This is a genomic window from Bacillus sp. PAMC28571 (assembly GCF_014250435.1).
Taxonomy (GTDB): Bacteria; Bacillota; Bacilli; order Bacillales; family Bacillaceae; genus Bacillus; species Bacillus safensis.
This window is the reverse complement of the sequence record NZ_CP060191.1, coordinates 2,916,513-2,930,623: the sequence shown is the minus strand read 5'-3', so window position 1 is coordinate 2,930,623 and position 14,111 is coordinate 2,916,513. Positions and strand designations below refer to the sequence as shown.

Below are 14,111 nucleotides of genomic sequence, written 5' to 3'. Positions count from 1 at the left end.
TGCGGGACCTTTAAAGAGGTCTCACACGCTTTTTTTAATGCTGTTAGTATTGCTTGAAATGAACAGGGGGTTGAACAGGCTGGGGCTTTGACTGAAGCCCGTAGCTGTCTCTTACGATGTAAAGTGGTCGATCTTTTGCCTCGTCGTAAATTCGGCCGATGTATTCTCCAATCATTCCCAGCATAAAGAGGATGATGCCGCTAAAGAACAGCTGTATGACAATTAATGAACTCCATCCTGTAATGGTGCTGTTTGTAAAAAGCTTTAAGTAAAGTACAAGAAACATTGAAATGAATCCGATAGCGGAAAGGGCAATTCCTGCTATACTCGCTAGCTTCAAAGGTTTATAGGAAAAGGAAGTGATTCCATCCATCGAGAGCTTGAGCATCTTTTTGAGCGGGTATTTTGTTTCTCCTGCTAGACGTTCATCTCGAACGTACTCTACTGCAATTTGTTTGAAACCTACCCAGCTGACTAGGCCGCGAACAAATGGATTTTTTTCTCGTATTTTTCTCATTTCATGGCACACTCTACGATCCATTAACCTGAAGTCACCGGTGTCGATTGGGATATCTACTTCGGTGATTTGACGTAAAACGCGATAGAAAAGGGAAGCGGTTTGCTTTTTGAAAAAAGTTTCGCCTTTTCGTTTGGTGCGCACGGCGTATACGACTTCATAGCCTTCTTTCCATTTTGCGATCATCTCTAATATCAATTCAGGCGGATCTTGTAGGTCTGCATCTATCACGATGACCGCTTCTCCCTTTGCATAATCCATCCCAGCTGTAATGGCAATTTGGTGTCCGAAGTTACGTGAGAAATCAATGAGTCTTACATTCGGATCGTTTTGGGAATACCCTTTAATTAGTTCAGCTGTTCGATCCATACTACCGTCATTGACGAAGAGAAGCTCGTATGCTTCTCCCGTCGAATCCATGACTGTTTTCAGTCGCTGATAGGATTCATGGATCACAAGTTCTTCATTATAGACTGGGACTACAATAGAATATCGTATGTTGTTTTCCATCAGTCATCCTTCCTCCCTTTTAATAGATGAATTAATCAACGGATAGTTCATAAAGAGTGCCGCTCTCCATTCCGCCCATTCTTCCATTTGACCGATCATTTTGTTCTGATTGTTGGCTGTCTGTTTGCTGGTTCGTTTTGGATGTAGAGCTGTTCTGCCATTTAGAAGCAGATACTTCTTTGCCATTTTTTTGAATCCAAGTGAGAATGTCAGAGCTGCCGCCTCTCATACCAGAAAGATAGAAGTACTTGATTTTGCCGTCTTTGACGAGCTGTTTGAATTCACTAAGCGTGAGAATGTTATCAGATCCACTAAATCCACCTAATGCCATAACAGCTTTTCCTGTTTTAATAATGTAAGGTGAAGCAGTGGTTGCATCTGTTGTTCCGAATAGGAATTCTTCTCCCGTATTGTTTTTCTTAAGATAGCTGATCAGCTTTTCATTGACTTGTGAACTCATGCTGCCACTTGAAGTTGCAAGCTGAGGACCAGCCTCTGGAAGCATACTGTTTCCCCCATAAAGAAGAGGTGTGCTTGCCCAGTATAGTGGTGCAATCAGCATGCCAAGGATGGCGATGAGAGACACGAATTGTTTTAGTTTTTCTTTTCCTTTTATCAAAAGCAGAGAAAGGATTGTTCCAACACCAAGGATACCGACTGCAATGCTTAGTCCAAGACCGATCGTGCTTGTAAAAGTAGATAGGATAAAGATTTCAAATGCTGTTGTGACGAATATCGCAATTGGAAGCAGCCATTTTTTAAACCCAGTTCCTGTTTGGAACAATTGTGTCATAGAAACCCAACCGGCTCCTGTTAATACAGCAATTGGCGGTGCCAGCATGATCAAATAATAATGATGGAAAAATCCTGCTACACTGAAAAATGCAGCAACAGGAATAAGCCATGCTAACCAAAATAGTGTTTCTTTTTGTTTTGTATTGAGACGTCTTCTTTCAAAGGCAGTCGAGAAGAAGATACCAATCGCACCGAAGATTGCAAATGGAAGCAGCCAGCTGATTTGATCGGACAGTTCAGATTGGAACAGACGTAACGGTCCCTTGGTTCCTGTACCAAACATGCCGGAGCCATTTCCCATTTTTCCGCCCATGCCATTTGGCGGTCCATCACCATTACCGCCAAATGGCATATCAGGTGGTGTTGTGCCGTTTACACTGTTTGGGGGTCCTTGCATTGAAGGCTGTTCCTGACTGGATGATTGGTTTGAATTGTCTGAGTTGTTTTGATTTCCATGAGATGGCGGCTGAGGCATGGTGGATGAATCATTGTCATTTTGCTGATCACCCTGCTGTGAAGGCGGCTGTCCCTTACCCTGATTTGTGCCGCCTCCTCCGCCAGACTGTTGACCAGTCAGCCGCTGAAGACCGTTGTAACCAAAGGCTAATTCTAGTGCTGAGTTCGATTGACTAGATCCCATATAAGGACGATTGTCTTTGGAAGTGAGATCAACCGCTATAGACCAAGAAGCAGATACACCTAAAAGAACAATCATTGAAATCATTAGTGATAACAACTTTTTCTTCCATGTCGTTCGGTAGGCAATGATGTAAAAAAGAATGAGTGCTGGTACGATCATATAGGCTTGTAGCATTTTTGTATTAAAGCCGACGCCAATCATTGCAAACGAAGCAATCGCCCAAAGAACCTTTTGCTGTTTTACAGCCTTGAACATCATTCCTGTTGCTAGTAAAAGTATAAAGACAAGTAAGCTGTCAATATTATTTGTGCGGGATACAGCCACCGCAATAGGTGTACACGCCATGATAAGTGCCGCTAATCTTGCCGCTGCTTGACCAAAAGTTGGTTTGACAAGACGATAGATTAGATAAACAGATCCAATGCCTGCTAAAGCTTGAGGCAAGATGACGCTCCATCCATGCAGACCAAAAATTTTGGCACTGATCGTTTGCAGCCAGAAGGTGAGCGGGGGTTTATCCACCGTGACATACCCTGCTGGATCAAATGAAGCAAAGAAGAAATGATGCCAGCTTTGCATCATACTAGTGACAGCCGCAGTATAATACGCATTCACCGTATCATCTTCCCAAATGTTATAAATGTTTAAGATGGCAGATAAGATCAATATGAAAAATAAATAAATATCAAATTTCTGAAAACGTCTGATCAAAAGCAAGTCACTCCTTTTTTTCACTTGAAAAAAGTGTAACAAGCAAATATGAATAAAATGTTAATAAAAAAAGACCATTTTTTTATTTTTTAGAAATAAAAACAGCTCTTGGTGAAAAGAGCTGTTCAAGTTGTAGAAAATCATATGGTTGCTGAATTTATTGATAAAATAGTAATTCCAAATGATATTTTAAAATATGTGAGTAGCTATAGTGTAGGTGAGCTCTCATTGAATGGAGCATTGGGAAGTTGAATGATGGCTGTCGTACCAAAGCCAGGTTCAGATTGAATGTCGAATGTTCCATGATGTTTTTTAATGATTTGATAGACAATGGCTAGTCCAAGGCCAGAGCCGCCATCCTTTCTTGTTCGTGCTTTATTTACACGATAAAATCGCTCAGAAACATGTGGGAGATCTTCTTTTGGAATACCGCTGCCTTCGTCGGTCACTTTCAATTCAGCAACACCTTGGTGAACTTGTAATTCAATCGATATTGATTTTCCAGATGGTGTGTAATGAATGGCATTGTCCAGTAAATTACGTATCACTTGTTGGAGACGGTCGCTATCACCATAAACAATACAATCCTCTTCAAGCGTTTGTTTGAAAGTAATGCTTTTTTTGTCAGCGATGAATGCCATTTGATCAAGAACATCGTGAATGAGCTGTGCAAAAACGATTGGCTCCATCGTAAGTGGATAGGAGTCACCTTCTAACTGTGCAAGATCTAAAAGATCGTGCACAAGCCGGCTTAAACGTGTGGCCTCATCTTGGATGATTTGCATTCCTTTTTTTTGATCAATAATCCCTTCTTCAATTCCTTCTGCATAGCCTTTCATATAACTTAAAGGCGTTCTAAGTTCGTGAGAGACATTCGCAAGAAATTCCCTGCGGTGCTGTTCAACTTTTTCGAGGGTTGAAGACAGTTTATTAAAGGAGCGGCTGAGCTGGTTTAACTCATCTCCTTTTTTGGTTACGGCCATTCGTTTTGAGAAATCACCAGATTCCATTTCCATTGCAATTTCTTTCATTTTATTAATTGTCTGCACTACTTTATTGGAGCTCTTATATCCAATCACGAATATCAGGAGCAGAATCATTAAGGTGGATATGCCAAGCGTCAATCTAATTTGGACAAAGGGTTCATATACATCTGATAAGGGCATGGAGAGGAAAATAGTTCCCGATAGATCATCATTGCTTGAGAAAACAGGGATGGCGATGCCAAGAATATCTTGGTGAAACTTTGGGTGTTCTCTAATTAACACGACGGTTTCACCTTGAAGGAGCTTTTGGCGTTCTTTGAACGTAATGAGATTATCATTTGTGTCCGTATCAAAAGGAAGTCCACTTGAAAGCTCCATTGGATCATCTGTAAAAATAATGCTTGCCTGACTTGAGTCATTTGCCCATTTCATTCTGTCGGTAAAATACTTGTCTTTCCCATGTGTGTGATAGATTTCTGCCAGCTTCTTACCTTGCAAACTTAAGGAATCGATCTGTTTATCAATATATAAATGCTGGTATAAGTAAAAGGTAAGGGCAAGCGCTGAGGCTGCAACGATTCCGATCACTGCAAGGATTAAGAAGAGTACTTTCTTTTTAATCGATAATGGCTTCATTCTGCCTCCTCAAACTTATAGCCGACACCCCAAACGGTTTTAATATATCGTTCTGCTTCCTTTAATTTCAGTCGCAGCGTTTTGATATGTGTATCGACAGTTCTTAAAGAGCCGCTCGTTGAATGTGATTCCCACAATTTTTGATAAAGGTGTTCTCGTGAAAACACTTGTCCTTGGTTGAGCAAAAGAAACATGAGTAAATCAAATTCTCTTCTTGTTAAATTAACGGGCTGTTGATGGAGGTAAACTTGTCTGCCATCTTGATCAATCTCCATGTCACCAATCTGTATTCGGCTGCGCTTTAGCGAAAGACCTCTAATTCGTCTCAGAGTGGTTTCGATTCTTGCTGCAAGCTCACGCAGACTGAAAGGCTTCATGATATAGTCATCCGCTCCAATTTCAAGTCCTCTAATTCGGTCCTCCTCATAACTCCTCGCTGTTAAAAATAAAATCGGTATTTGAGATGTTTGTCGAATACGCTGACAGACTTCAAATCCATCCATGTCAGGCATCATGATATCTAATACAACAAGGTCAACAGATTCCTTTTCAAGCTGATGCAAGGCATCTTTTCCATTATTCGCAGAGATAATGTGAAAGCCATGTCTCTTTAAAAAAGACCCGATTAACTCAAGCATATCAAGCTCATCATCTACGATTAAAATACGCATTTGTTCCTTCATTTCTTTTCCTCCAACACGATAGCATAAGGTCCTGATGGGACATTCAGTTGATTTTTCATGATAAGTGAGTGTTTATCGATGATGGATACTGAGTTGTCATCCAAGTTACTCACATAAATTGATGTCTTATCAGCAGTGATATAATTCGGATTTTGACCAGTTTCAACAGAAGCAAGCTGTTTATTTGTTTTGGTATCTACTTTGTATAGCGTATGATCTCCATGACATAGTACATATAAAGTAGAAGAATTTTTCTCTGGAAAAAATGCAACAGGCATAACGCCTAGCTTTATTTCTCGCTGTTTTTTTCCAGTTTTAGGGTCATAAGCAAAAATACTCTTATTTAAGGTGCCTGGTTTACCGTGGCCGCCGATCCAAATAGACTGTCCATCAAAATGAATCCCAGAAGGCCGTTCAAGTACAGAAAACGTACGTATATTTTTTTCCTTTTCAATATCTATGACGGAGACAGTATGACTTTCTGCATTTAAAACAAATAAAATACCTGATGAAGAAAGAGTCATAGAAGAAGGTAATGTTCCAGTTTTCACAGTCGATTTTATTTTTTTGCGCTCCGTATCAATAAAATAAACGACATTTTTCTGTGAGTTGGCAGCGATTAATGTATGAGAAGCTGCATCATATGTAAGGGAAGTCAGTCCTTTATCCACATTCATATAATCTGTCGCTGTACCTTGTTTTAGATTAATTTCGATAAGGGATTCTCCCTCTTTACTTGTAGCGATGATGACGTCTTTATTGATTTGAATAAGATCAGTGAGTGGGTGTTTTAAATCCACAGAAGAGAGCATTTTATTTTTTTGTATATCAACTATTGAAAAGGAGGCTTTTTTTAATTGAGAGATGACAGCGATGGATTGAGAGCTGCCTGGCGGCGTAAATTGCTGTTCTTTTCCACAGCCTGTCAGGAATAAAAGTAGAGCTGATAAACAGATCAAAACATATTTCACACGTTCCATTCTTCCGCTCCTTTGCGTTCTCTATTTTCAAAATCATACCACAAAAATTGTGAAAAAAAATTGAAGTTATCCATGCTGAAAAGATGGAAAGAAGCTTTTAGGTAAGTGAGGGAGACCATTTGTACCTGAAGTTCCTTTTTTGTCTGGACATATGCCATTTTTTCTTCTTTAAAAGATGATTTTCAGGATTTGATGGATGCACTCGCTATAGTTTACAGTGATACAAATGATGAAAACTCCCCGCTCTAACTAAACATAGAGCAAGGGAGTCATTAGGCGGAATGTTCAGATGATGGGGAGGTTGATTTGGTTTTTACACGTTGAGATAAAAGGAAACCAAGAATGCCTGCACCCATTAATACAATAAATAAAGATTGAAAACCACTCATGATCCCAATCAATGTAGACGAAATGATACTGCCAAAATATCGAAAGGTAGAGAAAATACCAGATGCTGAACCAGATAAGCTTTGATCAACAGACGTTAAAGAAGCCATCTGCATACTGGTCATTCCAATACCTGATGAAATTCCGCCTGCGACAAGTGTCACGATAAGCAGTGGTAAGGTAGGGAACTGACTGAGTGTGATTAACATGATGCCTGATAAAGTGAGACAGAGAAATGAAAAGCCAATCATTTTTTTCGCGCCTTTTTTCGGATGGAGTCTTGCCCCTAACAAGCCGCTAATAGACATGCAAAGAGAAAATACTGATAGAATAATACCGCTTTGTGTATGAGAAAGTGCAAGTTGTTGTTCCATAAACAGCGGCATAATTAGAAGAATGGCATACATCACAAAATTACTTAGCATGATCGACAGGTTTGCGTTTGTAAATGAACTGTTTTTAAAAAGCGACAAATCGATAATCGGATTCTTTACTTTTCGTACATGTTTAAAGAATAAAGGAATGACGATCAATGCTAGAATTCCATAGATCAAGTATTCATTTAGCAATTGGCTTTTAGTGCATAGAATGAGTGTGGCAATCCCGATGGTTAAGTATAGTGAACCAGTGATGTCTACATTTGCTTGTAAGCGTGTATGCTTTGTTTTTGGAATGAGTAATACGCCGGTAACAAGTGTAAGGAACAAGAATGGGATATTGACAAAGAATATAGAATGCCAATCAAAACTCTGAATAAGAATCGAACCAATAAAAGGTCCAAGTGCGGCACCAATACCGGCTCCAAACCCAAAATACCCCATTGTTTTAGACAGTTTTTCGGGGGATACTGTTGCACGAATTAATGCAATGCTATTCGGTGTTAAAATAGCACCGCCAGCTGCTTGAATGGAACGAAAAGTGATGAGAAAAGCTAGATTAGGAGCTAAAGCACATCCAATTGAGCCAATTAAAAAGAGCATGACCCCAATTAAATACATTCGCCTGTGTCCGTATATATCTCCTAACTTACCAGCGATAGGCTGAGTGACTGCCATGACAATAAGATAAATTGTGACAACCCAAGTGATGTTTGCAAGGGATTGATCATAATAAATTGATATGGATGATAGAGCGACAGCGATCATCGTTGAATTGACTGGAACTAGTATAGCTCCAAGTAACAAAGAATAGATGACGAAACTCTCTTTTTTTAACCTCAATGTGTATACCACCTTTTGTAAAAAAGAAGAATTCCACCCTTTAAGCGGGAGAAATTCCTCTCATGAAAATGTGTGTGCATGTTTCAATAAAATCTTCTTTTTGTGTGAGAACGAGTTGAAAATCTTGCTCTAGCTGCTGAATGAAAAATCCGAAATACGTACTAATGAAAATGTCTGCATAAATGTCTTCATTTCCTTTTAATACATGATGCTGGGCACCCATCTTTTTGAAATATTGTATGAGCATTTCTCTCAATTCTTGAGGATAAATCTTTTCGTGACTGGTTAAATCCTTATACATAGCCGGTTCTCGCATACTGATATAAATAAATTCTTTTTTGGAAGTCAAATCTTCAAGGAAATAGGTACCGAGAAACTTCAAATCGGTGTATAAATCGCCTTTGAATTCTGCTTCTAGGGTTTTTGTCGGTGTTGATTTCATTTTCATAATGGCAGCAATCACGCCGCGTTTGTTTTTAAAGTTGCGAAAAATAGTTGCTTCACTCACATTCGCTTTTGTCGCTATTTCTTTGGTTGTTGTTTTTTGATAGCCTTTTTCAGTTAATAAATCCATTGTTGCGCGAATGATTCGTTGATTTGTAGATTTTAACAAGCATACTCACCTCAGGTTATGAATGTGTTTGCAACAAAGTAAGTATACCGATAAAACCTATGACCGCCAATATCATCCAAAATGATAAGTTTATGCACGCGAATGCTGTTTTAATATCTGAATGCGTCCATTGCTGCCATCTACTGTCACAAGGTCACCGGATTGAAGTGTTTCAGTTGCTATTCTAGTACCTAAGACAGCTGGCATCATATACTCTCTTGCGATAATAGCTGAATGAGATAAAATGCCTCCAGCATCGGTGATGACTGCTTTCGCATCTCTAAATAAGCACGTCCATAAAGGTGTGGTCGTTTTACAAACTAAAATATCATCCTTTTGAAATTGTGAGAATTCGTCAGCACATGTAATGACTTTTACTCTTCCAGAAACAATACCGCTGGATGCGCCAATTCCATGGATCACATCGTGTGTGTTGTTTTCATTTTCTCTTAATGAACCAAGCATTCTTTCTACTTGCTGCAGTTCCGCTTCAGTTGGTGTACCAATGTAAGCCGGTGGTTGAATATCTTCATTTTCCTTCATTTCTATCTTTCTTTGCTGGATAACCGAATCAAATGAGATAGACGTTGTGAGCGCTTTTTGTACCTCATCATCGTAGAGATACCAAAGATCTTCCTGATGAGGAATAGATCCTTTTTGTACTAGAAGTTCACCAATTTTTAATAGATATACCCGGGCTTTTGCATCTAACATGGCATCAATATAGAAGTGGTGGTCATCTCGGATATTCGCTGCTCGAAGGGCAAATTGATACAGCGTCTCAAATTTTGTTTTAAACGATTCATCCTTCACTTGACTCATAAAATGTTTATATGTCTCTTGTCTTTTGATCACTGCTTTTGCAAATTCTTCATCAAAATCACAATGGCAATGGATGTTATTTCTGATGATATCTAATATAAACTCCGGGTTTTCTGCCCAAGTCTCATCTGTAAGGTCATGACTTTTAACAGATCGCCAGCCGTAAACTTGGAGAAAATCCTCCAATTTCGAAATGAAATGCCTTCCTTTTTCCGAGTGATTGAGTGCATGTAACAGCTCCGAGTTCTTTTCATGTTGAATAAATGCTTGATGAAGTTCTGGATCTTGAAGGACATCCTTTGCGATATCAGATAGCACCTTGTCTGTTTCAAGAGATTTGTTCATCACGCCTATCATCATTTCGTGCAGCAAGACGACTTGGGTTTGATCACCAGTATACGTTACAAGCATGTCTTCAATGATGGCTGATAGAATGACTTGTGGTATGACGATATCAAAATGATCATCATATGCTTGGATATAAAAATTCTTTAATTCTTCAAAACCAATGATGGCTTTTTCAATGGTTATAGGTTCATTCATTTGGCGATCGAGTTTTTCGTAAAATGGAAAGAAATTTTTCTCTAGAATCTCATACATCCGTTCACTTAAATGAGGAAATAACTCAAATATGCTTTCATCAAAAACGGGTGCAGCTCCTTCTTGCGCTTCTGGCAGATCCGGTGCTGAGTATAGGTGGCCTCTGTAAAGCTTAATATCTTTGATGTTCATATCAGGTACTTGATACTTTTCTCCATTTTTCTTCATCCCGCTTTTTAAGGCTGGTATGATTAGGCTTGAGAAAAGAGGGCTCGTTGGACCAGGCATATGATCATCCATTGAAATCCAGAAATCCTGCAGCTCTTCTGGCTTCATTTGAAAAGAAGCACCTGCTGTTTCATTTACTGCTTTTGGAAGAGCTGTAGTAATCGGCCTTGCTTGAAGTAAATAAAACGATCCATCTGCAATTCCAAATTCGATATCGACTCCATGTCCGTAAAGTTCTTCTACTTGTTTCGTGATTTGTGTGATTTCCTTCAATTGATCATCGTTCAGGCAAAACTGGCCAGCCATTTCCTCCGATACTGGCTCCTCGATGACACCCTCTTGGAAAGGAACAATTTGTAGCTCTTTCGCCCCAAGTGTTTTTTCAATCGAAAAGTTCTCTTTATCTACAATAAACGTGTCTGGTGTCACAAGGCCGGAGACAATTGCTTCTCCCAATCCGTAGCTTGCGGTCAGCATCATTTCATTTGTTTTCCCCGATACGGGATTCTCACTAAAGATGACACCGGAGACGTCAGAATGGATCAATCCTTGAACGACAACGGCCATGAGCGGCATCTCTTCCTCATTTTCATTCATCTCTTCCTTATATTCTGTGACTCTCGCTGCAAAATAAGAAGACCAGCATTCTTTGACTGCCTGTAAAAACTCTTCATTTGTTTTGATATTTAAATAAGTCTCGTACTGTCCTGCAAATGAGGCGCCTTCGAGATCTTCAGCAACAGAAGAGGACCTGACTGCAACTGAGGGGTAAGTCTTCCGCAAGGATTGAAAGGACGAAAGCAGCTCTGCTTCCATTTGTAAAGGAAACGATGCTTCTTTGATTTTTTGAGAAAGGTTTTGTTCTGCTGGCTGCAGATTGTGATATGAAAGAAAGCTTGCAAAGCTGTTGGTTTTGATAATAAATCCATCTGGGACTGGCAGGCCGTGATTGTTTAATTTGATTAAATTCAGGCCTTTTGCCCCTGCGAGTGATGCGGATTCTTCAGCCGCATGAAATAAAACTGAATACATGGGAATGCCCCCTTATCCAAATAGCCAATGGTTTGTATGTCTCTCTATTTTTTAAAATGATAGTGCGCACTATCATTTTAATCATAGGATTGATTGGATGTTATTGTCAAAGACGGAAAGACCTATCTTTACAAAGGGGACAATCTCACTAATTTCCTTCTATTTCTAAAACAAAAGTCTCCGAACATGAAGAAAAAAGGCGAAATTGAAAACTGTGAATTGTTCAATATGCCAATCTTTACTATAATCAAGGAAGTAGACCATGAAGAGGGAGGGTTTTTGTGATTACAAAAGCCATATTTGCACTAGTTTTTCCTTTCTTGCTCGTTATTTTATTTTCAAAGGTTACTTACAATCATTACGTGGGCATTGCGTTAACAGCAGCGCTTTTATTTGCTTCGTACATGAAAGGCTATACAGAAACCTACTTTATTGTAGGATTAGATATTATTTCTTTAGTAGCTGGGGCTTTGTTTATGGCTAAGAAAGAAATCGAAAAAAGAGAAAAAGCTGAAGAAAATCAATGATGTCATCGCCATCAAGAGCATGATGGCTGAAAACTGACATGTTTTAAACAAGAGCTGTGCTTACGATTTCTAGTAAGCACAGCTTTCTTTTTCTGCTCATCGAATATCTCACTCCAAAATGTTCCATACTGAAAGGAAGGTTTTCTTAAGAGGGTTATTTGCCATGGGAGAGAGGGTATGACTGTATTGGAAATAAAAATCAAGTAAGAGCCGAACTTTAGTTCGTATTTTTGTGTTCTTTTATGATAATATATTCATTAGATAGATTTCGTAAACGAAACGGAGGCTTTGATGTGAGTGACCGCTTTGAATTAGTTTCTAACTATCAGCCCCAAGGAGATCAGCCAAAGGCGATTGAAAAGCTTGTTGAGGGGATCCATCAGGGGAAACAGCATCAAACGCTGTTAGGTGCTACAGGTACGGGAAAGACCTTTACTGTCTCCAACCTGATCAAAGAAGTGAACAAACCGACACTTGTCATTGCGCATAATAAGACACTTGCCGGTCAGTTATACAGCGAATTCAAGGAATTTTTTCCGAATAACGCTGTTGAATATTTTGTGAGTTACTATGATTATTATCAGCCAGAGGCATATGTACCTCAGACCGATACATTTATTGAGAAGGATGCCAGCATCAATGATGAGATTGATAAGCTGAGACACTCGGCTACGTCCTCGTTATTTGAGAGAAGAGATGTCATCATCATTGCCAGTGTGTCCTGTATTTATGGCTTAGGTTCGCCAGAGGAATATAGAGAGCTTGTGCTGTCTTTGCGTACTGAAATGGAGATTGAACGCAATCAGCTTCTTCGTAAGCTGGTGGATATTCAGTATTCTCGTAATGATATAGATTTTCAGCGCGGAACCTTCCGAGTCAGAGGAGACGTTGTTGAGATTTTTCCCGCTTCACGAGATGAGCATTGTATCAGAGTGGAGTTTTTCGGTGATGAAATTGAACGTATTCGTGAAGTGGATGCGTTGACTGGAGAAATACTTGGTGATCGTGATCATGTGGCGATTTTCCCAGCATCTCACTTCGTCACAAGAGAAGAAAAAATGGAAAAAGCCATTATCAATATTGAACAAGAGCTAGAAGAACAGCTTGAAAAGCTTCGTGAAAATGGAAAATTACTTGAAGCGCAGCGCCTTGAGCAGCGGACAAGATATGACCTTGAGATGATGAGAGAGATGGGCTTTTGTTCAGGAATTGAGAACTATTCAAGACATCTGACTTTGCGTCCGCCTGGTTCAACACCTTACACACTGCTTGATTATTTCCCAGATGATTTTATGATTGTGGTCGATGAGTCACATGTGACGATTCCGCAAATCCGCGCCATGTACAACGGGGACCAAGCTAGAAAGCAAGTGTTGGTTGATCACGGATTCCGCCTGCCATCAGCACTTGATAACAGACCGCTCACCTTTGATGAGTTTGAAAAGCATATCAATCATATTGTGCATGTATCAGCAACGCCTGGTCCATACGAGCTTGAGAAAACGCCTGAGGTTGTGGAACAAATTATCCGTCCAACGGGATTACTTGATCCAATCATTGAAGTCCGTCCGATTGAAGGACAAATTGATGACTTAATTGGAGAAATTCATGCACGAGTTGAGAAAAATGAGCGTGTGCTCGTGACCACACTGACGAAGAAAATGTCTGAGGATCTCACAGATTACTTAAAAGAAATCGGAATCAAGGTGAATTACCTGCATTCAGAGATTAAGACCCTTGAGCGGATTGAGATTATCCGTGATCTGCGTCTCGGTAAATATGATGTGCTTGTTGGAATCAACCTTCTTCGTGAAGGACTGGATATTCCAGAAGTGTCGCTTGTGGCCATTTTAGATGCGGATAAAGAAGGCTTTTTACGCTCTGAAAGATCCCTCATCCAGACGATTGGCCGTGCAGCGAGAAATGCAGAAGGCCGGGTCATTATGTATGCAGACAATATGACGAAATCGATGGACATTGCGATTCAAGAAACGAAGCGAAGACGAAAGCAGCAAGAAGCATATAACGAGAAATTCGGGATTACACCGCAAACGATCCATAAGAAAATTCGAGATGTCATTAAGGCAACAAAGATACATGAGGATTCAGAAGAATACGAAACAAAAGCAGCACCAAAACTTTCAAAAATGAGCAAAAAAGAACGAGAAAAAGTGATCGAAAAAGTCGAGATGGAAATGAAAGATGCAGCAAAAGCGCTTGATTTTGAAAAAGCAGCAGAATTAAGAGATCTATTGCTAGAGCTAAAAGCGGAAGGATGATTGCC

Annotated in this window: 10 protein-coding genes; 2 read left to right on the top strand and 8 right to left on the bottom strand. The window is 39.7% G+C overall.

Annotated features, from left to right (window positions below; genetic code table 11):
* Positions 1-43 precede the first annotated feature (43 nt).
* The 8 genes from H7F25_RS14895 to H7F25_RS14860 all read right to left on the bottom strand — a co-directional run bounded on the left by H7F25_RS14895 (position 44) and on the right by H7F25_RS14860 (position 11,300).
* On the bottom strand, positions 44-1,027 hold the full coding sequence (locus tag H7F25_RS14895; protein WP_185853879.1) for a glycosyltransferase family 2 protein: 984 nt from the start codon (positions 1,025-1,027) through the stop codon (positions 44-46).
* A 31-nt stretch (positions 1,028-1,058) separates the two neighbouring features.
* Entirely contained in the window at positions 1,059-3,173 is a 2,115-nt protein-coding gene (locus tag H7F25_RS14890; RefSeq protein WP_185853878.1) for an ArnT family glycosyltransferase, read from the bottom strand.
* Positions 3,174-3,379: 206 nt separating this feature from the next.
* Positions 3,380-4,795, bottom strand: a complete 1,416-nt coding sequence (locus H7F25_RS14885; protein WP_185853877.1) for a sensor histidine kinase — start codon at positions 4,793-4,795, stop codon at positions 3,380-3,382.
* Positions 4,792-5,478: a response regulator transcription factor gene (locus H7F25_RS14880; protein ID WP_024423590.1), complete on the bottom strand. Its 687-nt coding sequence runs from the start codon at positions 5,476-5,478 to the stop codon at positions 4,792-4,794. Before H7F25_RS14880 ends, H7F25_RS14885 begins: the two co-directional genes overlap by 4 nt.
* Positions 5,475-6,458 carry a YncE family protein gene (locus tag H7F25_RS14875; RefSeq protein ID WP_185853876.1) on the bottom strand — a complete coding sequence of 328 codons (984 nt, stop codon included), beginning with the start codon at positions 6,456-6,458 and terminating at the stop codon, positions 5,475-5,477. Before H7F25_RS14875 ends, H7F25_RS14880 begins: the two co-directional genes overlap by 4 nt.
* 272 nt (positions 6,459-6,730) lie before the next feature.
* Positions 6,731-8,065, bottom strand: a complete 1,335-nt coding sequence (locus tag H7F25_RS14870) for an MFS transporter (protein ID WP_151039853.1) — start codon at positions 8,063-8,065, stop codon at positions 6,731-6,733.
* A gap of 40 nt (positions 8,066-8,105) precedes the next feature.
* On the bottom strand, positions 8,106-8,678 hold the full coding sequence (locus H7F25_RS14865) for a TetR/AcrR family transcriptional regulator (RefSeq protein ID WP_151039854.1): 573 nt from the start codon (positions 8,676-8,678) through the stop codon (positions 8,106-8,108).
* A 90-nt stretch (positions 8,679-8,768) separates the two neighbouring features.
* On the bottom strand, positions 8,769-11,300 hold the full coding sequence (locus H7F25_RS14860) for a PEP/pyruvate-binding domain-containing protein (RefSeq protein WP_185853875.1): 2,532 nt from the start codon (positions 11,298-11,300) through the stop codon (positions 8,769-8,771).
* Positions 11,301-11,581: 281 nt separating this feature from the next.
* Here H7F25_RS14860 and H7F25_RS14855 point away from each other — a divergent pair, with 281 nt between their 5' ends.
* Together H7F25_RS14855 and uvrB are read left to right on the top strand one after the other, a co-directional pair.
* Positions 11,582-11,827, top strand: coding sequence for a CsbA family protein (locus tag H7F25_RS14855; RefSeq protein ID WP_024426229.1), 246 nt, complete (start codon positions 11,582-11,584; stop codon positions 11,825-11,827).
* Positions 11,828-12,120: 293 nt separating this feature from the next.
* Positions 12,121-14,106 (top strand): excinuclease ABC subunit UvrB, encoded by a 1,986-nt coding sequence (gene uvrB / locus H7F25_RS14850; RefSeq protein ID WP_185853874.1) that lies wholly within the window; start codon positions 12,121-12,123, stop codon positions 14,104-14,106.
* The last annotated feature ends 5 nt before the right edge of the window (positions 14,107-14,111 follow it).

Bases quoted from the DNA above. Each gene is read 5' to 3' on its own strand.
- H7F25_RS14880 (WP_024423590.1), bottom strand. From the start codon at position 5,478: ATGAAGGAACAAATGCGTATTTTAATCGTAGATGATGAGCTTGATATG.
- H7F25_RS14895 (WP_185853879.1), bottom strand. From the start codon at position 1,027: ATGGAAAACAACATACGATATTCTATTGTAGTCCCAGTCTATAATGAA.
- H7F25_RS14875 (WP_185853876.1), bottom strand. From the start codon at position 6,458: ATGGAACGTGTGAAATATGTTTTGATCTGTTTATCAGCTCTACTTTTA.
- H7F25_RS14885 (WP_185853877.1), bottom strand. From the start codon at position 4,795: ATGAAGCCATTATCGATTAAAAAGAAAGTACTCTTCTTAATCCTTGCA.
- H7F25_RS14860 (WP_185853875.1), bottom strand. From the start codon at position 11,300: ATGTATTCAGTTTTATTTCATGCGGCTGAAGAATCCGCATCACTCGCA.